This window comes from Pantoea sp. 1B4 (assembly GCF_016925765.1).
In the GTDB taxonomy this organism is placed as follows: Bacteria; Pseudomonadota; Gammaproteobacteria; order Enterobacterales; family Enterobacteriaceae; genus Pantoea; species Pantoea agglomerans.
Genome location: NZ_JAEUWZ010000001.1, coordinates 3,276,736 through 3,295,971, shown reverse-complemented (window position 1 = coordinate 3,295,971; position 19,236 = coordinate 3,276,736). Strand labels below are relative to the sequence as shown.

Below are 19,236 nucleotides of genomic sequence, written 5' to 3'. Positions count from 1 at the left end.
GGTAGGGCAATGGCCCCGTCTCCCGGCAATGAAGACGACACGAGCGGAAAACAGGCTGACAGCGGCAGTGAGTTAAGTGCATAAATCTGCATATAATTCAGATAATTAGTCGTATTGTGAATTTTTTATAATAAATAGACTATAAAAATCATGTTGTTACATGCGAAGAGGGTGACTGAATAATTACCTGGTTCGGGTTGTCCATGCCTGAAAAAGATGACATTATGACCGCCACTTTTTGACCCTGCTTCTTTGCCACAGAGGACGTCGCCATGTCCGGTTCACCGCGCATCCGCCCGGATTACCGTTCGCTTTTTCCGGCGCTCACCGGGTTTTCCTCTTTTCCGATATCTCCGTTATTCACCATGCGGTGAGGCCAGCCGGGCAGCGGCTATGGATCTGCTCTCCACGGGCTGCGTAACGCCTTCTGACTGTTAAGTATTCGCCGGGGCACTGTCCCCATAATTGTGCCTCTGGCACTTCCTCCCTGACGTTAGGGATTCTGTTATGACTCCACTGAAAATTGCTGCCAGCGCCGCTGTGGCGCCCAGTCTGACCCTGAACACTGCGCGAGACGTGGTGACGCTGGATAACACCGACTTCACTGATGTGGCGGCGGTTGTCGTCTCGCTAGCGGATACCCGTAGCGGCGTGCTGGCGCTGCTGCGTCATACCGGCTTTAATCTGCCGGTGTTTGTCGCTAACGCGTTTGAAGAAGAGGTGATGCACCTGCCCGGCGTCAGCGGTGAGCTGAATGGCGATCCTCAGGAGTGGATCGCGCTGGAAGCGGCTGCGCAGGCGTATGAAGCGGCGCTGCTGCCCCCTTTCTTCGAGACGCTGACCCGCTATGTCGATATGCAGAACAGCACCTTTGCCTGTCCCGGACATCAGGGCGGTGCTTTCTTTAAAAAGCATCCGGCGGGCAAACAGTTTTATGACTTCTACGGCGAGAATGTTTTCCGCTCTGATATGTGCAATGCCGACGTCAAACTGGGCGATCTGCTGATCCACGAAGGCTCGGCTAAAGATGCGCAGAAGTATGCGGCAAAAGTGTTTAACGCCGATAAAACCTACTTTGTGCTCAACGGCACCTCAAGTGCCAACAAAGTGGTGACCAATGCGCTGCTGACGCGTGGCGATCTGGTGCTGTTCGACCGCAACAATCACAAGTCGAACCATCATGGCGCGCTGATTCAGGCGGGCGCGACCCCGGTTTATCTTGAAGCGACGCGCAATCCTTTCGGCTTTATTGGCGGCATTGACGCGCACTGTTTTGATGAGACTTATCTGCGCGAGCAGATCGCGGCCGTGGCTCCGCAGCGCGCGGCTGAAGAGCGGCCTTTCCGTCTGGCGATCATCCAGCTGGGCACCTACGACGGCACGGTCTACAACGCGCGTCAGGTGGTGGATCGCATCGGCCATCTGTGTGATTACATTCTGTTTGATTCCGCGTGGCTGGGCTATGAGCAGTTCATTCCACTGATGGAAGGCTGTTCGCCGCTGACCCTGCAACTGAATGAGAACGATCCCGGCATTTTTGTCACGCAGTCAGTGCATAAGCAGCTGGCAGGTTTTTCGCAGACTTCGCAGATCCATAAAAAAAGATAATCATATTCGCGGACAGCGCCGCTTCTGCCCGCATAAGCGACTGAATAACGCCTTTATGCTGCACGCATCCACCAGTCCGTTTTATCCGCTGTTTGCCGCGCTGGATATCAACGCCAGAATGCATCAGGGCGAAGCGGGGCGTCGCATGTGGGATGAGTGCGTCACGCTGGGTATTGAGGCGCGTAAATCGATCCTGGATCGCTGTGAGATGATCCTGCCGTTTGTGCCGGAGACGGTGGATGGCCAGCGCTGGCAGGATGCGCCCACTGAGACGATCGCCCGCGATCTGCGCTACTTCAGCTTTGAACCGCAGGCGAAGTGGCACGGTTTCGCGGGTTATGCGCGCGATCAGTATCGGGTGGATCCCTGCAAGCTGTTGCTGACCACGCCGGGGATTGATGCGGCCAGCGGTGAGTATAGTGATTTCGGGATTCCGGCGACCATTCTGGCGAACTATCTGCGCGAAAACGGCATTGTGCCGGAGAAGTGCGATCTCAACTCAATCCTGTTCCTGCTGACCCCGGCAGAGAGTCCGGAGAAGATGGCGAATCTTGTGGCGATGCTGGCGCAGTTCGAACAGCACGTTAAAGAGGATGCGCCGCTGGCCGAAGTGCTGCCGACCATTTACCGCAAAAATGCTGAACGCTATGCCGGGTATACCCTGCGTCGCCTCTGCCAGGAGATGCACGACCTTTACGTCAGTCACAACGTCAAGGATCTGCAGCGCCTGATGTTCCGCGCCGCGGAGTTCCCGCCGGTCAGGGTGAATCCGCAGGATGCGCATCAGGCTTATATTCGCGGCGAAGTGGAGCTGGTGCCGATAGCCGAAGCACAAGGCCGGGTTGCCGCGGAAGGTGCACTGCCTTATCCACCGGGTGTGCTGTGCGTCGTCCCGGGGGAAGTCTGGGGCGGCGCGGTGCAGCGTTACTTCCTGGCGCTGGAAGAGGGGCTTAATCTGCTGCCTGGCTTCTCACCAGAGCTGCAGGGCGTTTACACCGAAGAGGATGACCAGGGACGGAAGTATCTGGTGGCCAATATGATAGTGGGGCGCTGATCTGAGCGTGGGCAGAGGCGGGTAGCGGCCCGCCTGCCTTTTGTTCGCTGCGCGAACGGGGCTGAGAAGGTTTCGCCTGGCGGCGGTGTACGCTTTGCAGCGAGCTGGCACTTAATGGGTTTTCGCCCGGCAGGCCCTGTTCGCTGCGCGAACGGGCTATGAGAGATTTTCGTTCGCTTAGCAGCGTGCTAACACTGAGCGGGTTCCGCCCGCCAGGCGATGGGGAGTTTCAGGTTGCCTGAGCAGGCGGACGCGTCAAGGGGCGGACGCCCGCCCCTTAACAATCCCGGCGTCCGGCTGCCTCCGCGCCCCGCGTAGCGGGGTACCTTCGTCACGCCCTGCGGCCGACGGACCGTCCGGACTCGCCATCCCTGGCTCGTGCCGTCCTTTCGCCGACGTCCTGTCGGCTCATCCTGGCCTGCGGTTGTTCCTCAGCGCTTCGGACGCCTCTGGGAAACCCCCCGCCTGTGATTTCTTTATGTTTTCTTTGGTGCACAGTTGCCTGGTGGTCTGAAAGCCAGTCTCAATTCCTGAAGTTCACCGCAACAATCTTAGTTACCTGAAAACGAGATAACAGCGGGTAGGGTTGAATGCCATTCTGTGTGCTGAGCCGAAAGTCAGAGGCAATCCCAAAAAAATACAGCGATAAAGTACCCGACATAACAAGATGAGATAACAGCGGGTGGGTTGAATAACATTCGGTCTGCTGAGCCAAAAGTCAGAGGCAATCCCAAAAAAAACTACAGCGAAAAAGCACTCAACATAAAAGCAGAAATAACAGCGAGCGAGTTGAATGCCATTCTGTTTGCTGAGCCGAAAGTCAGAGGCAATCCCAAACTCACAGCGACAGCGAACCCAATATAAGAAGAAAAGATAACAGCGAGGGGGTGGGGAGGCCGTCAGAGCCGCTGAGCGGATGAGGGATTTCAGGACGAGCGACAGGGATGTCGCGAAGAGGCGGGTTCGCGCCATGGATGGCGCGTCCCGCCGTTCCGTGAGAAATCCTGAAGAGGCGAAGGAACCGCGAAGCGGCGGTGAAGCAGGCCGGAGCCCGGGGTCAAGGGGGCGCGGCGACTGGCGCCCCCTTGTCGGTCGCCTGCAGAGGCGAATCTGAAACTGCCCGGCTAATCAGGCGAACGAAACCTTCTCATAGCCTGTTCGCGCAGCGAACAATCCCAGCTTCAGGCGCTGCACCTAAGCCCGTTCGCGCAGCGAACACTCCCCCGCTTTAGCGCTGAGCCAATCAGAATCCCCGATAACTCTTCTGCGCGGTACTCACCTTATAAAGATAACGACGCGATTCCGCCGACGGATGCTGGTTCGCCAGTGTCTGGTAAACCTTGCTCGGTGACATGCCGTTAATCATCGAAAACGCTCGATCTTTATCGCTGGAGAAGACGCGCAGCACGCTGCCTGCGCCGCCGTTATAGGCGGTGATCACCGCATAACGACGTGACACCGGATCCTGAATGCCGCCCAGATAGCTACGCTGCAACAGCGACAGATAAGCGGTACCCGCATCAATATTGTTCTCCGGATCCAGCAGATAGCTGCGGCTCGGCTTGCCCCATTTACCCTTCATGCGGAACACGTCAACACCGGCAGTATGCTGCACCACCTGCATCAGACCCAGCGCATCAGAATGGCTCACGGCGTAGGGGTTAAAGCTCGACTCGGTCTGCATAATCGCCAGAATCAATGAGGCATCGACACCATACTGATCGGCGGCTTTACGCACCATCGGCAGGTATTTGTGCGCACGCTTATCCAGGTGGTTCGGCACCATCGGAATCGAAATGGTGTAAATCACATGCAGACCCGAGGTGCGGCGCTGCAATTTATTCTGAATCAGATAGTCAGCAAAGGCTTCCGCGCGACCCTGCCAGCGAATCGGCTGACCGGTATTATCCAGCACCTGCCCATACAGCAGCGGCTCTTTACTGATTTCAATATCGTTGGCGTCAGAGTAGAGATCGACATTACCCGGATCTTCGCCAATCAACAGGGTGGTCACGATTGCCTGACGCAGGCTGGCCATAGGATCGGTGCCAGAAATCGTCTCGATGGTCAGCTTACCGCTTTCAAAGTTAATGTGGCTGCGGGTGTAATAGTTGTCGCTATATTTGACGTAATCTTTGGGTCCGGCGATCAGGACCTCATTGATACCCCAGATATTCTCAATATTATGAGCAAACTGCCCCATCAGAATATCAAAGGCGTTGGTATCTTTTACCCACTCCTCGTGGGACTGCTGTTTCTTTGACCCGGAACAGGAAACCAAAAGTGGTGCTATCACCAGCAGGGCGATTAATTTTTTATTCATTGGGAATGCAAGCCTGACCTGGATAACCGGCCTCAGCGATGAGGCCCGGAATGTTTACGCTTCTGGCGGTGTATAGCCTTCGATATGAACGTCTTTACCTTCGAACAGGAAATTGATCATCTCCTTCTCCAGCACTTTACGATCTTCGGGATTCATCATGTTGAGCTTCTTCTCGTTGATCAACATGGTCTGTTTCGCCATCCACTTCTGCCAGGCTTCTTTAGAAATGTCGTTGTAAATGCGCTTACCCAGATCGCCCGGGTAGAGCTGAAAATCCTGTCCTTCCGCGTCGCGCTGTAAAAAAAGTACAAAAAATAGTGCGGCTCATTATTCTTCCTCATTAATCTCACAACTGTTCAAAGCCAGTTGTCGGGGATGGCGCAGCTCGTGTAACAGGCGCTCAACGGGTGCGGCTAATCCCACAGATGGTGGCAGCGCTAAGTTATACCAGAGACCGCCTGCTTCATCCATCGCCGCCCCGACAGAAGGCCACGTCAGCCACATTGGCACGATATCGAGATGGAAATGGCTGAAAGTGTGACGGAACGCAGTAAGCTGCTGCGGTTTTGCATGGATGCCGCGGGCCGCCAGCCAGTCGGTCATCGCCGCTTCCGTTGTGAACTGCGGGAAGCAGAACAGGCCGCCCCACAAGCCCACAGGCGGGCGCTGCTCCAGCCAGACATCATCACCATCCTGCATCATCAGGAACCAGCCGCTGCGCTCTGGCAGCACCTGCTTAGGCTTCTTACCGGGATAGCTCGCCCAGCTGCTGCTGGCATACGCCTCACAACCGCTGTTCAGCGGGCAGATTTCGCACTTCGGCTTTGATCGGGTACAGACGATAGCACCCAGATCCATCATCGCCTGATTAAACTGGCTGACGCCCTCGGCGGGTGTGACCTCTTCGCTGATCTGCCAGAGCCGCTTTTCGACCTCTTTCTTACCCGGCCAGCCGCTGACAGCATAGCAACGGGCCAGCACGCGCTTGACGTTGCCATCCAGAATCGGGAAATGCTGCCCCAGTGACAGCGACAGGATCGCGCCCGCCGTGGAGCGGCCTACGCCGGGCAGGGCAGAGACATCATCGAAATTACGCGGGAACTCGCCCTGATGAACCTCGACAATCTGCTTTGCGGCTTTATGCAGATTACGCGCACGGGCGTAGTAGCCGAGGCCGGTCCAGAGATGTAACACCTCATCCAGCGGAGCCGCAGCCAGATCGGTGACCGTGGGGAAGCGCGCCATAAAGCGTTCAAAATAGGGAATAACCGTGGCAACCTGGGTTTGCTGTAGCATCACTTCGGAGAGCCACACCTTGTAAGGCGTTTTCTCCAGCTGCCACGGCAGGGTTTTGCGACCAAAGCGCTGATACCAGTCCAGCACCTGTTGCGCGAACTGCGGCGCTTGCATCATAAGAAGGAAATTTTCCGTGTTTACTCTACACTCAGGCAGGAATTCCAGCACATGCGCACCTGGGTGTAAACCGGAAGATTGCAAAGGCTTGCTTCTGCTTATGAACTTTGCATAATGCCCGTTTCCCGGAACAGGCTAACCAGCAGGCTTTTACATGATTAATGACGTCATCACCCCAGAATTTGATGAGAACGGGCGGCCATTACGCCGGATCCGCAGCTTTGTGCGCCGCCAGGGCCGCTTAACCAAAGGCCAGCAGCAGGCGCTGGACACCCTGTGGCCGGTCATGGGGGTGGAATATCAGCCGGAGCCTGTCGATCTGCCCGCGCTGTTTGGCCGCGAAGCCCCGGTGACGCTGGAAATTGGCTTTGGCATGGGCGCTTCGCTGGTAACGATGGCGCAGAACACGCCGCATCAGAACTTCCTGGGTATTGAAGTGCATGCGCCGGGCGTGGGTGCCTGTCTGGCCGCCGCCAAAGAAGCCGATGTGCAGAACCTTCGGGTGATGTGCCATGACGCGGTGGAAGTGCTGGAGAAGATGATTCCGGATAACTCGCTGCGCATGGTTCAGCTCTTCTTCCCCGATCCATGGCATAAAGCGCGTCACAATAAACGCCGTATCGTCCAGGTGCCTTTTGCCGAGCTGGTGATGCGTAAACTGAAGCTGGGCGGCGTTTTCCACATGGCGACCGACTGGGAAGCCTACGCGGAGCATATGCTGGAAGTGATGAACAGCATCGATGGTTACCGCAACCAGTCAGAACAACAGAATTATGTGCCGCGTCCTGAGACGCGTCCACTGACCAAGTTTGAGCAGCGCGGGCAGCGTTTAGGCCACGGCGTATGGGATTTAATGTTTGAGAGGGTGAAATAATGGCCACACAACGCAGCCGCCGTTTACGTAAAAAAACTGCACATCGATGAGTTTCAGGAACTGGGCTTCTCGGTTGCCTGGCGCTTCCCGGAAGGCACCAGCGAAAGCGAAATTGATGAGACGCTGAACCAGTTCATCAATGAAGCGATCGACCCTAACGGCCTGGCCTTCGATGGCAGCGGTTACCTGGTGTGGGAAGGTCTGGTTTGCCTGCAGAAAACCGGCAAATGCACCGATGAGCATCGTGCTCTGGTTCGTAAATGGCTGGAAGATCGCAAGCTGCAGGACGTTCAGATGACTGAACTCTTTGACGTCTGGTGGGACTAAGTCGTCACACAGTGTCGGGCTGAGGCCCGATCAAAGGGTTTCAGACCCGACCTTAGGGAGTAGATATGATGCGTAAAGCGCTTCTTGCTGTGCTGCTGGTGGCAGCAACCCAGGCTCAGGCAGCCTATGAATGCAGCGTTAAGCCGCAGGACGATGTGGTGATTAAGCCGCAGAGCGTGCAGGTGGTCGGTGCCAACGGCAATATGGAAATCTCGCCGCAGGGCGACGTGCAGTTCAATGGACAGAAGGTCACGCTCGATACGGCCGGACGCCAGAAAGCGATCGACTATCAGAACGCGCTGCGTCGCGATCTGCCGTGGATCGACAGCGGGGCGACATCACGTCTGGAGAAAGGGCGTGCGGCACTGGATCAGGTCATCGTTGAAAAACTGGGCACCGACAGCAACGTGCGTAATCGCCTGACCACGCTGAATGGTCAGCTGAAACAGCAGATGAACCGCATCATTGAACACCGTGAAGATGGGCTGACGTTCCACCATCAGGCGATTGATCAGGTTCGCGCCGAAGGTGAAAGGCTGGTGCAGTCGACGCTGGGCGGCGTGATGCAGGATAGCCTGAACGAGATGGGCAGTAAGCAGGGCAGCGGCGGCAGTAATCCGCTGCAGGCGATTATGGGTAATCTGGGCGGGTTGCAGCAGTCGATTCAGGCTGAGTGGAGCAAGCAGGAGCAGGATTTCCAGAACTTCGGTCACGAGGTGTGTAATCGCGTTATTTCGCTGGAAGATCAGCGTAAACAGCTTACCGGCGCACTGAAAAAATAGGTCAACGCCTCAGCCTGTCGGGCTGAGGCGCTTTTGTTACTCTTCTGCTAAGAACAGCTCCAGCAGCGAATTCAGGAACAGCTTCCCTTTCTCCGTAATCTGCCACTGCTCCGCGGTTTCAGTCACGTAACCCGCGGCAATCGCAGCATCCATCTGCGGACGGATCACCTGCTCTGACAAACCGGTATAGCGGCTGAACTCGTCGCGCGGCGCGGCTTCCAGCAGGCGAAAGCGGTTCATGAAATATTCAAACGGCTTGTCGCTATCGGCAACGTCATACTGTTTTTCGCGGTAGTTCCCCTGCATAAATCCACGCGGATGACGGGTTTTCACCGTGCGGACTATGCGGCCATCCGGTTGCGTCAGCTTGCCGTGTGCGCCACACCCAATCCCCAGATAGTCGCCAAAGCGCCAGTAGTTGAGGTTGTGCTCACAGCGATAACCCGGCTTCGCGTAGGCAGAGGTCTCATACTGCTGATAACCGGCAGCCTGCAACAGCTGATCGCCCTGTTCGAAAATATCCCATAGCGCATCATCATCCGGCAGCACCGGCGGGCGTGAGCCAAACAGGGTGTTGGGTTCAATCGTGAGCTGATACCAGGAGAGATGCGGTGGATTAAGCGCAATCGCCTGACGTAAATCGTCGAGCGCCTCTTCAAGCGACTGATCGGGCAGGCCATGCATCAGGTCAAGGTTAAAACTGCGCAGCGAGAGCGACTCTGCCAGTTCAGCGGCGCGGACCGCCTCTTCCGGGCCGTGAATGCGGCCAAGACGCTGCAGCTTTTGCGGACTGAAACTCTGTACGCCAATCGAAATACGGTTGATACCGGCGCGCTGATAGGCGCTGAACCGGTCCGCTTCCACGGTGCCCGGATTGGCTTCCATGGTCACTTCCGCATCGGGCGAGAGCGTCAGACGCTCCCGCACACCATCCATCAGCATCTGCATCGCGCTGCTGCTCAGCAGGCTGGGCGTGCCGCCACCGATGAAGATCGTGCGCACTTCCCGGCCATTGATCAGCGGTAAATCGATCTCCAGATCGCGCAGCAGGTGCTGCACGTATTCAACGTGCGGCACCTCATCTTTCAGCGCGTGGGAATTAAAATCACAGTAAGGACATTTCTGTACGCACCACGGAATGTGGATATAGAGACTTAACGGCGGCAGATTAGGCATTACGCATCGCTTCCAGCAACAGCGTCAATGCTTTACCCCGGTGAGAAACTGCACCTTTTTCCGCTTTACTCAGTTCGGCCGCGGTTTTACCCAGTGCCGGGACAAAGAAAATCGGGTCGTAACCAAAACCACCGGCACCAGCGGCGGCGCGGGTGATCTCACCCTGCCAGCTGCCATGGAACACCAGCGGGGTCGGATCTTCCGCATGACGCAGATAGACCAGCACGCAGTGAAATTGTGCCTGGCGCTGACCGTCCGGTACGTTTTCCAGCGCCTGCAGCAGCTTCTCCAGGTTCTGTTGATCGCTGGCCTCTTCACCGGCGTAGCGCGCCGAGTAGATGCCGGGCGCGCCGCCCAGCGCATCTACGGCCAGGCCGGAATCATCGGCAATAGCCGGTAATCCGGTAATCTGTGCCGCGTGACGCGCCTTGAGAATCGCGTTCTCAATAAAGGTCAGGCCGGTCTCTTCCGCCGATTCAACCCCAAGGTCGGTCTGTGCGACGATATCCAGACCAAAGGCGGAGAGTAACTCCGCCAGTTCACGCACTTTGCCGGGATTGCCGGTTGCGAGGACAACTTTTTGCATAACAGTTCCAGTTTGATTCATTTACAGCAGATACCAGAGACCCGGGAACAGGTCCATGCCGAGAAAGTTCAGGGCATACAGCACCAGGATGACGATCATCGCTGAGAAGTCGATGCCGCCCATCGCCGGCAGAATGCGGCGAACAGGTGCCATCATCGGCTCGGTTAATTGCACCAGCAGATAGTCGACAGGACCCCGGCCCTGGCTGATCCAGCTCATCAGGGAGCGAATAATAATCACCCAGAAGACCAGATAGCCGGCGGATTTAACCAGCGACAGCAGGCCGACCAGCAGATTGGTTGGGTCGACCGAGAAAACGCCCACCTGAATCAGCAATAAAATCGGGTATTTCAGCGTGGTCAGCACAAATGCCAGCAGCAGCGAGGCGGTATCAATCGGTCCCAGAGCCGGCAGTATACGGCGCAGCGGCTTAACAATCGGCTGTGTCACTTTTACGACAAACTGCGCCACTGGATTGTAAAAATCGCAGCGGGACCACTGCATCCAGATGCGTAACAGCAGCACCATGACGTAGAGATCGATCAGCGTTTTTACTAAAAACGTCAGTGTTAACATGAAGTTCCTCTGTTATTGTTGTGAGTTGTGCGCATAATCTCGTGCGCCAAAAATGGCGGTGCCGATACGCACCATCGTACTGCCTGCGGCGATTGCCGCCTCCATGTCATCGCTCATTCCCAGCGAAAGCGTGTCTGCATGCGGATAGTGTTGTTGCAGCTGCCGGAAGGCTTCCGCCATCTGCTGACACACCGCCAGCTGCCGCGCGTAATCACTCTCTGCTGCCGGAATCGCCATTAATCCGCGCAGCCGCAGTTGCGGCAGGGCAGCGATCTGCTCCGCCAGCCCGGAAACGGCCTCCAGCATGATGCCAGATTTGCTGTTCTCGTCACTGATATTTACCTGAATTAACACATTCAGCGGTGGCAGCGAAGCAGGCCGCTGATCGTTGAGCCGCTGCGCGATGCGCTGACGGTCAATGGTGTGACACCAGGCGAAATGTTCCGCCACCAGACGGCTTTTATTGGACTGCAGCGGGCCGATGAAGTGCCACTCCAGCTCAGGATGTGCGGCCAGTGCCTGGACCTTTTCAACCCCTTCCTGAACGTAATTTTCACCAAAGGCAATCTGGCCAGCGGCAAAGGCTTCTTCGACCGCGCTCGCAGGTTTGGTTTTACTGACTGCAAGCAGGGTAATTTCTTCTGGTGCGCGGCCGCAACTCGCGGCAGCAGCAGCGATTCGCTGCCGCACTTGCTGTAGGTTCTGCTGGATTGAGGTCATAGTCAGGAGAAATTATGAATCTGGATGAAATGGTGGGGCTTAGTGTAAAGCATAATGCCGCCGATCTGCACCTTTGCAGCGGACATTTGCCCTACTGGCGGCGTCAGGGAAGGCTGGAGGCGATGCCGCAGCAGTACCCGCTTTCTGGTGCATGGATGGCGCAGTTTATGGCCCGCTGGCTAAGTGACCCGCAGCGTCAGGAGCTGGAGCGCGCAGGGCAGCTCGATTTCGCCCTGAGCCTGGCCGATGGTCAGCGTCTGCGCGCGAATCTCTTTATGCAGCGCAACGGCCTGTCACTGGCACTGCGCATCATCGCCACGGCATGCCCGACGCTTGCGAGCCTGCAACTGCCCGCCATTGTCCCGACGCTGCTGGAGCAGCAGGATGGGCTGATTCTGGTGACGGGTGCGACCGGCAGCGGTAAATCAACCACGCTGGCGGCGCTGGTCGATGCGCTGAACCGCCAGCAGGCGCGGCATATCATCACGCTGGAAGATCCGATTGAATTTATCCATCACAGCCAGCAGTCGCTGATACAGCAGCGTGAAATCGGCCTGCACTGCGGTTCGTTCTCGCTGGGGGTAAAGGCAGCACTGCGTGAAGATCCCGACGTCATCCTGCTGGGCGAACTGCGCGACAGCGACACTATTCGTCAGGCGCTGACTGCTGCGGAGACCGGCCATCTGGTGCTGGCGACGCTGCACACCCGTGGCGCAGCGCAGGCGGTGGATCGGCTGGTTGATGTCTTTCCGGCAGAGGAGAAACAGCTGGTGCGTACTCAGCTGGCGGGCAGCCTGAAAGCGGTAATTGCACAGCGGCTGGTGCCATCAGTTGCCGGTTCGCGCATCGGACTGTTTGAGGTCCTGATCGCCACACCTGGCATCACCAATCTGATCAGAGAAGGCAAGATGCACCAGATCCCTGCGCTGTTACAAACCGGCGCACAGGCCGGTATGCAGACGTTTGAGCAGAGCAGGCTGGCGCGTCAGGCTGCCGGACTGATTGAGTGAGGATGTCAGTAATGGTTTTCGAACCAGTCCTGCAAAATGATGGCAGCAGACTGTGAGTCGACCGATCCTTTATTGAGCGCACGATAGCCGCCGCGTTCAAACAGGCCAGCACGCGCTTCTACCGTGCTGAGTCGTTCATCCTGCAACTCCACGCGGATGCCAAAGCGCCCGTGCAGGCGGTTGGCAAATTTACGTGCGCGATCGGTCAGCGGCTGCTCGGTGCCATCCATATTCAGCGGTAATCCCACCACCACAAAATCGGGCTGCCACTCTTTCAGCAGTTTTTCAATTACCAGCCAGTCCGGGATGCCATCCTGCGCTTTCAGGGCGGTCAGCGGACGGGCGCTGCCAGTGAGTTGCTGACCTACGGCGACACCAATACTTTTGGTGCCGAAGTCGAATCCTAACAGAGTTTGAGTTGACATCAGGCGTGTCCGGCGTCGCTGGCCATGTTGTGAATATCGACGCCAATACTGCGCGCCGCTTCGCGCCAGCGCTCTGAAATCGGCGTCTGGAACAGGATGTTGCTGTTAGCGGGCGTGGTCAGCCAGGCATTTTCCATCAGCTCATTCTCCAGCTGATCTTTTTCCCAGGCGCAGTAACCCAGCGCTACCAGCACGTTAGTGGGCTGAGACGCCGTACCGATCGACTCCAGCACGTCACGGGACGTGGTGATGATCGTGTTATCGGAAACACGAATACTGGAGGTAAAGGTGCGTTGCGCGGAGTGCAGGATAAAGCCACGATCTTCCGCCAGCGGGCCGCCGGTAAACACCGGTTTATCCAGCTTGATCGCCGGATCGCGATCGTCAGCAGAGATTTTGAGCTTCTTCAGAATGCCTTCAACCGTCAGGTTTTCCATGGGTTTATTGATGATCAGTCCCATTGCGCCCTCTTCGTTATGTTCGCAGAGATAAACCACGGAACGTTTGAAGAAAGGATCCTGCAATGAAGGCATGGCAATCAAAAAAGTGATGTTGTAAATTCATTCTCACACGATGTACCAAAAAAATAACCGGCACGCGACGGCCGCACCGGTATTGGGTTGATCACGGAGCTTCGCCCCGGCGTCATGCTCAGCCCAGGCGCTTCTCAATGGCATCCATCAACATGCCGGTGATGGAGATCGGGAACGCAGCCTCAATTTCACGAATGCAGGTTGGGCTGGTCACGTTAACTTCAGTCAGTTTATCACCGATGATGTCCAGACCGACAAAAATCAGCCCTTTTGCTTTCAGCGTCGGACCAACACGGCGCGCGATTTCCCAGTCGCTTTCGCACAGCGGACGCGCTTCACCGCGACCACCGGCGGCGAGGTTACCACGCGTTTCACCGCCCTGCGGGATACGCGCCAGGCAGTAAGGCACCGGCTCGCCATCGACGACCAGCACGCGTTTGTCACCCTCGGTGATCGCCGCAATATAATTCTGCGCCATGCAGAAACGGCTCTCATGCTCGGTCAGGGTTTCGGTAATCACGCCAAAGTTAGGATCATCTTTCTTCACGCGGAAAATCGACGCACCACCCATGCCATCCAGCGGCTTCATGATGATGTCGCCATGCTCCTGCCAGAAAGCGCGCAGCTGCGCTTTGCTGCGGGTCACCAGAGTGTCAGGCGTAAACTCGGCAAACCAGGCGGTGTAGAGCTTTTCGTTACAGTCACGCAGGCTCTGCGGTTTGTTCACGATCAGCGTACCCAGCTCTTCAGCGCGCTCCAGAATATAGGTCGCATAAATGAACTCGGTATCGAATGGTGGATCTTTGCGCATCAGCACCACATTCAGGTCAGCCAGCGGGATCACCTGCTCGCTGCCGAACTGATACCAGTTCTCAGGGTTCTGCTCGACGGTCAGCAGGCGGGTGCGGGCCGAGGCCACGCCACCGCGCAGGGAGAGATCGTGCATCTCCATGTAGTGAATTTCATAACCACGGCGCTGTGCTTCCAGCAGCATAGCGAAGCTGGAGTCTTTTTTTAATATTGATGGACGAAATAGGGTCCATCACGATGCCAAGTTTAATCATTATTATCTCCTCGGTGAGGCGGCATTTACCGCCTCGTCTGGTTCGGTCTGCAGTGGGCCGATCGGTCAGGACATCATGCCTGCTCTCTTTCCGCTGAAAGTATCGCTTAACCCAGGTCGCCAAACCTCACCTGAAGTGCCGTAATAGCCGTCAGCGCGGTAGTTTCGGTACGCAATACCCGTGGGCCAAGCAGAATGTCAGTAAAATCGTGCTGCGCCGTCATCGCAATCTCGTCCGCAGACAAACCGCCTTCAGGGCCAATCAGCAACCTTACCCGCTCAACAGGCTGGGGCAGCGTATTGATGCTGTGGCTGGCGCGCGGATGCAGGTTAAGCTTCAGTCCGCTATCTGCTTCTGCACACCAGGCTTCCAGCGTCATTGCTTCACGAATCTCCGGCACGCGATTACGGCCGCACTGCTCGCAGGCGGCAATAGCAATTTTCTGCCACTGCTGGATCTTCTTCGCCAGACGCTCAGCATCAAGCTTTACGCCACAGCGCTCGGAAAACAAGGGTGTAATGACATTCACGCCCAGTTCGATCGATTTCTGGATAGTGAATTCCATTTTTTCACCGCGCGACATCACCTGACCTAAATGCAGATGTAACGGTGACTCGCGATCGTCCGGCTGGCTCTCTGTGACCGATACTTTTACACGCTTTTTATCTACATGCGTGATCTCTGCTGCAAAAGTCAGATTAGTGCCATCAAAGAGTTCCAGACGCTGACCTGCCGTCATCCGGAGCACCCGGCCCACATGATTGGATGCATCTTCATCCAGGGTAATTTCACTGCCGATGCTTAATGGACCGGCGTGATAGATGCGAGGTATGCGCATAAGGTTCCTGAGACCGGACGCCGCGCTGCAGCGGCGTCATTGGAAAAAGAGCTAGTGTAGGGCAGGGATTTTAGCGCTGGCAAGCCTGCTGCACATAAGGATTGTGATTGCCCTGAACCTTTGCAATGCGTTGGTCGCGTTCGCACTCCCAAATTGTTACGGGATAGAGCTTGTTCCACGCGGTAAACAGCTGCGTCTGCTGGCGCGAAATACGCAGATGATACTGGTCGCGCATATAGAAATAGGTGCGGGCAATGGCACCACGCGCCCGCGCAGGTGGCTCCGCCTGTTTGAGTTTAAAGTCGATTTTCATCTCACACTGGCCGTACTGCTGCTCGCTGCCGTTCCATTGACTGTAGGCGAAGTTGCCACGGTCGCCATTCACTTCACCCACCGCAGGCTGCAGGTTGTGCAGGTCGGTTTCGATGCGACGGTAGTCGGGATCTTTGCTGCAGTTTTTACGACCGCCATCCTGCCAGCACTGACGCTGATGGCCAAACTCCCAGGCGGGCATTACATGTTCCCACTCAATGCGTGCGGCGCGATTGGCGTTTTTGCGCACCTGATAGCCACAGCTGTTGAGATCGGGAATCCCCTTTTTTCCCTGCCACTGAATCTTACAGCCACAGTAAAAAGAACCCGGCGCATCGGCATTAATCGCCGCCGCAAAGGTTTTGGCCTGCTGAAAGTTATTTTGATGATAGTTATTCAGGTTAAGGGCGTCAGCGGCGGGCGCAAACAGCAGCGCAACCGCCAGACTTAGTATGCGAGACATATTCCAGATTTCTACTCAGTACGAAAAAGGGCGGCAGGTTAACAGAATGTGGAATAGGGCGGAATGGGGATTCTTCTCAGGACGCGACAAATTCACCCGCGGTCAGCAGGCTGCCACAGTGCACGCAGCGATATTCACTCTCTTTGCGCAGTATACGATTGTGGCGGCGCACCGTCAGCTGATGCTGCTGACACTGACAGCGGTAGGCAAAGGTGTTGCTGCGCACGGATGCGATCTCAAACTGGTGAGTACGCCGTGCCGGAACGCCCAGCACCTGCTCCATCATCCACTTCCACTCTTTGCCGTGCGGCGCGACGCGACCAAATTGCTTCCAGACCAGCAGATGCGCCAGCTCATGCGGCACCACTTCATCGATAAATGCCTGCTGGTTTTCCAGCAGCAGCACTGGATTGATGCGAATTTCCCAGGACGCCAGCCAGGCGGTGCCCGCCGCCGTACCACGCTGCTGGTAGAGCAGCTTCGGTTCCGGATAACGGGTTTTCAGCGCCTGATTCGCACGTTCAAGCGACTGGCGCAGCGAGCGCATTACGGCCTGCTGCAGGGCAATGGGGAGACGAGGCGTTTTCATGGCGCTCAGAATAATCGCCGCCGCGCAGGAACTCAACGTCGCCAGCGACAAGTGTGGTTCTGGCTGGGGGAAAATTTCTGGTTTAAATATTGTTATGGGCTTTTTTTAGAATATTCTATTAATGACATTCACCGCAGAGTGGATGGATGAAAAGCGAACGGCACAGGGCATGGATAAACCAATGAAAAATAATGATAACGTCAGGAAACAACGGATTGTGCTGGTGACGGATCTGATGGCCGGTCGTGGTGGGATGGAAAATGTGACCGGTCAGTTGATCACGGCACTGAATGCGGAACCCGGTACCGAAGCAGGGCTGTTTATTATCAACAGCGGAGAGGAGAGCCACTCCCGCGCCTGGACCGCCAACGCTGTTCTGGCTGAGAGCGTCTGCACGCTGCGGAATAAGAAAATAAAAAATCTTATTCATACGCTGAGAATGGCCGCCTTCTTTCGTCGTTATCAGCCCGATCATGTCCTGACCCTCAACACCATTCCCTGCCTGATGACGCGCCGGGCAATCACGCTTTCAGGACGTAAAATCGTGTTGTCGAGCTGGATGCACCTGCCTCCGCGTGAACGTTATCGTCCCCATTATCTGCTGCGGGCCGATCACCATTTTGCGATCAGTAATCAGATTAAAGAGCAGTTGGTAGAACTGGGCGCACGCGCCACTGACGTTGACGTGATCTATAACCCGATCAAACGCAATGACACGGTAATCGGCAGACCCCAGGCGCTGAAGTTTCTCTATATTGGTCGCGTCCACTATCAGCGGCAGAAACAGCTTAAAGATCTGTTTGATGCCCTGCAGCAGCTGGATGCGCCCTGGACGCTGGAGATAGTGGGTGACGGGGAAGATCTGACGCAATGTCAGCACTACGTGACGCAACTCGGCATTCAGGATCGCATCACCTGGCATGGCTGGCAGGAGAATGCCTGGGAGTATGTCATCCGCCATATCAGACAGGTCACCTGCCTGGTCATGACCTCTAACTTCGAAGGCTTCCCGCTGATCCTGCTGGAGGCGATGTCGCGCGGCGTCTACTGTGTTTCATCCGACTGTATCAGCGGCCCGGCGGAAATTATTCAGAACGGTATTAATGGTCAGCTCTATCCCACCCATGACAGCATGGCGCTGGCCGCGATTCTCAACGCCATGAGCGGGGATTTCCACTTCCCCGATCATCAGGCTATTAAAGCGAGCATCACCGGTTTTTATGAGGAAAATTATATGAAGCACCTGATGAGTGTGTTTAACCGCCTTACTGAGGTTAAGCATGACGAATAAAATCAGTCGCAATGGATTAACGTTAATGGTTAATTTTTCAGTTATTGCGCTCTGCCTGGCGCTGTCACTGAATATGTTTGTTACCGGCCTGCCGCAAAAAATATTCTATCTGGTCTCTTATCTCTCTGTCGCGTCCGTGCTGTATGGCCTGGTGCGCAGGCGGGTGGACTTTAAAGAGAACGGTTTTTATATCGCCCTGTTTGCTGTGCTGATTATCTTTGCCCTGATTCGTCTGTTCTGGGCGATTCACGTGAAGGGGATCGAAACCGCGCCCTCAGGCGATGCCATCACTAATATGGGCAACTATCTGCTGGGCGCGAAGCGGCTGTTGATGGGTGCCTTTGTGCTGCTCAGTCTGGCTGTTTATGGGGATCGTGTCTCCCTGACTACGCTACGCGTCGGAAAAGGGCTCATCCTTCTTGGCCTGCTGATTACACTGGGCTTTGGTATCCACGAGCATCTCTACACTGAGAATATCCGCATCAAGCTCACCACCGAAGCCGCCTCCATGTCTTCTTACATGATTCTGTTTATCTACTGTGCCTGGCTGTGGCTAAGCCGCTATGAGACGCACGCTTACTGGAAGGTGGCCGATATCGCTGTGCTGGCAGTGACCTTTGCCTTGCTCTACCTGTGCGGCACCCGTGTGACTCTGATTGCGCTGATTGCCGTGGGGCTGCTGTTCCTGGTGCAGACCTACCGGCTGTCGCTGCTGACCAACTGGCGGATTAGCGCTCTGCTGGTGGGCGTAATGGCGGTGCTGATTCTGATGACCAGCAACCGCTGGGTGGAGGGGGTGCAGGATATTGAGAACTTTGGTTCAAACAGTTCGACCTCGCTGGGCGCACGTGTCGCCATCTGGGGCGGGGCGGTCAACTTTATTGAGCACCATGGCGGTTTTGCGACGCCGGATGCGCGCACCACTGAGGCGCGTCAGTTCATCACTGCGCACTATCCTCTCAATGTTGAAGGCTTCACCAACGTTAAATACAACATGCACAACGAGTTCCTCGAGGTGACGTCATTGCAGGGCTGGCTGGGTACGGCGTCGCTGGCGCTGCTCTATCTGACTGTGCTGGCGGGCTGGCTGAAGAAGTGTGATCTGCGCGGCGTGGCGCTGCCGATGGTGGCACTGTTTACCACCGGACTGACCGATTCGGTGCTGCCCTATAATCAGACCGCGACCATTTTCATTATGGCGCTGGCGCTCTGCTGCATACGGCGGCCCCTGCCGGTAACGCGGGTAACCACAGCGTAGTGGGGCGTTGAACA

The 19,236-nt window shown here is 56.1% G+C and carries 15 protein-coding genes and 5 pseudogenes; 7 read left to right on the top strand and 13 right to left on the bottom strand.

Annotation, left to right across the window (positions count from 1 at the left end):
* Positions 1-507: 507 nt before the first annotated feature.
* Positions 508-2,662: pseudogene (locus tag JNO11_RS15795) on the top strand (ornithine decarboxylase).
* Between the two features lie 1,243 nt (positions 2,663-3,905).
* Here the strand turns inward: JNO11_RS15795 and mltC are convergent.
* From mltC to mutY, 3 genes and pseudogenes are all read right to left on the bottom strand, one after another.
* Positions 3,906-4,985 (bottom strand): membrane-bound lytic murein transglycosylase MltC, encoded by a 1,080-nt coding sequence (gene mltC / locus JNO11_RS15790; RefSeq protein ID WP_033758737.1) that lies wholly within the window; start codon positions 4,983-4,985, stop codon positions 3,906-3,908.
* Positions 4,986-5,039: 54 nt separating this feature from the next.
* A pseudogene (locus tag JNO11_RS15785) lies at positions 5,040-5,313 on the bottom strand (oxidative damage protection protein).
* Positions 5,313-6,398: an A/G-specific adenine glycosylase gene (gene mutY / locus JNO11_RS15780; protein ID WP_033780716.1), complete on the bottom strand. Its 1,086-nt coding sequence runs from the start codon at positions 6,396-6,398 to the stop codon at positions 5,313-5,315. Before mutY ends, JNO11_RS15785 begins: the two are co-directional and overlap by 1 nt.
* Positions 6,399-6,552: 154 nt before the next feature.
* Here mutY and trmB point away from each other — a divergent pair, with 154 nt between their 5' ends.
* The 3 genes and pseudogenes from trmB to JNO11_RS15765 all read left to right on the top strand — a co-directional run bounded on the left by trmB (position 6,553) and on the right by JNO11_RS15765 (position 8,381).
* The gene (gene trmB / locus JNO11_RS15775; RefSeq protein WP_010248887.1) at positions 6,553-7,272 is read left to right on the top strand and encodes a tRNA (guanosine(46)-N7)-methyltransferase TrmB; all 720 of its coding nucleotides are present in this window, start codon (positions 6,553-6,555) and stop codon (positions 7,270-7,272) included.
* Positions 7,272-7,599 (top strand): annotated as a pseudogene (locus JNO11_RS15770) (YggL family protein). Before trmB ends, JNO11_RS15770 begins: the two are co-directional and overlap by 1 nt.
* Before the next feature lie 65 nt (positions 7,600-7,664).
* A complete protein-coding gene (locus tag JNO11_RS15765; protein WP_010248885.1) occupies positions 7,665-8,381 on the top strand; it encodes a DUF2884 domain-containing protein in 717 nt (238 codons plus the stop codon).
* 36 nt (positions 8,382-8,417) lie between these two features.
* Here JNO11_RS15765 and hemW read toward each other — a convergent pair whose 3' ends face one another.
* From hemW to JNO11_RS15745, 4 genes are read right to left on the bottom strand one after another with little or no spacing between them, the layout of a single operon-like run.
* Positions 8,418-9,557, bottom strand: a complete 1,140-nt coding sequence (gene hemW / locus JNO11_RS15760; RefSeq protein WP_010248883.1) for a radical SAM family heme chaperone HemW — start codon at positions 9,555-9,557, stop codon at positions 8,418-8,420.
* Positions 9,550-10,143, bottom strand: coding sequence for an XTP/dITP diphosphatase (locus tag JNO11_RS15755; RefSeq protein ID WP_010671072.1), 594 nt, complete (start codon positions 10,141-10,143; stop codon positions 9,550-9,552). The genes hemW and JNO11_RS15755 overlap by 8 nt, the downstream gene beginning before the upstream one ends.
* A gap of 21 nt (positions 10,144-10,164) precedes the next feature.
* On the bottom strand, positions 10,165-10,719 hold the full coding sequence (locus JNO11_RS15750) for a YggT family protein (protein WP_010248879.1): 555 nt from the start codon (positions 10,717-10,719) through the stop codon (positions 10,165-10,167).
* 12 nt (positions 10,720-10,731) lie between these two features.
* Complete coding sequence (locus JNO11_RS15745; protein ID WP_010671071.1) at positions 10,732-11,439, bottom strand: YggS family pyridoxal phosphate-dependent enzyme; 708 nt, start codon at positions 11,437-11,439, stop codon at positions 10,732-10,734.
* A 14-nt stretch (positions 11,440-11,453) separates the two neighbouring features.
* Here JNO11_RS15745 and JNO11_RS15740 point away from each other — a divergent pair, with 14 nt between their 5' ends.
* Positions 11,454-12,449 (top strand): type IV pilus twitching motility protein PilT, encoded by a 996-nt coding sequence (locus JNO11_RS15740; protein WP_263054477.1) that lies wholly within the window; start codon positions 11,454-11,456, stop codon positions 12,447-12,449.
* A gap of 5 nt (positions 12,450-12,454) precedes the next feature.
* On the opposite strand, the gene ruvX is transcribed toward JNO11_RS15740, so the two are convergent.
* The 6 genes and pseudogenes from ruvX to JNO11_RS15710 all read right to left on the bottom strand — a co-directional run bounded on the left by ruvX (position 12,455) and on the right by JNO11_RS15710 (position 16,673).
* The gene (gene ruvX / locus JNO11_RS15735) at positions 12,455-12,874 is read right to left on the bottom strand and encodes a Holliday junction resolvase RuvX (protein WP_003853387.1); all 420 of its coding nucleotides are present in this window, start codon (positions 12,872-12,874) and stop codon (positions 12,455-12,457) included.
* Positions 12,874-13,438 (bottom strand): annotated as a pseudogene (locus JNO11_RS15730) (YqgE/AlgH family protein). Before JNO11_RS15730 ends, ruvX begins: the two are co-directional and overlap by 1 nt.
* Before the next feature lie 87 nt (positions 13,439-13,525).
* Positions 13,526-14,471 (bottom strand): annotated as a pseudogene (gshB, locus tag JNO11_RS15725) (glutathione synthase).
* 106 nt (positions 14,472-14,577) lie between these two features.
* On the bottom strand, positions 14,578-15,309 hold the full coding sequence (gene rsmE, locus JNO11_RS15720; protein ID WP_010248866.1) for a 16S rRNA (uracil(1498)-N(3))-methyltransferase: 732 nt from the start codon (positions 15,307-15,309) through the stop codon (positions 14,578-14,580).
* Positions 15,310-15,379: 70 nt separating this feature from the next.
* Positions 15,380-16,084 (bottom strand): deoxyribonuclease I, encoded by a 705-nt coding sequence (endA, locus tag JNO11_RS15715; protein ID WP_031594098.1) that lies wholly within the window; start codon positions 16,082-16,084, stop codon positions 15,380-15,382.
* Between the two features lie 76 nt (positions 16,085-16,160).
* Positions 16,161-16,673, bottom strand: a complete 513-nt coding sequence (locus tag JNO11_RS15710; protein WP_069026548.1) for a SprT family zinc-dependent metalloprotease — start codon at positions 16,671-16,673, stop codon at positions 16,161-16,163.
* Between the two features lie 142 nt (positions 16,674-16,815).
* On the opposite strand from JNO11_RS15710, the gene JNO11_RS15705 reads away from it, so the two are divergent.
* Together JNO11_RS15705 and JNO11_RS15700 are read left to right on the top strand one after the other, a co-directional pair.
* Positions 16,816-17,964: a glycosyltransferase gene (locus JNO11_RS15705; RefSeq protein WP_010248860.1), complete on the top strand. Its 1,149-nt coding sequence runs from the start codon at positions 16,816-16,818 to the stop codon at positions 17,962-17,964.
* Between the two features lie 25 nt (positions 17,965-17,989).
* Positions 17,990-19,222, top strand: a complete 1,233-nt coding sequence (locus JNO11_RS15700; RefSeq protein ID WP_325177480.1) for an O-antigen ligase family protein — start codon at positions 17,990-17,992, stop codon at positions 19,220-19,222.
* The last annotated feature ends 14 nt before the right edge of the window (positions 19,223-19,236 follow it).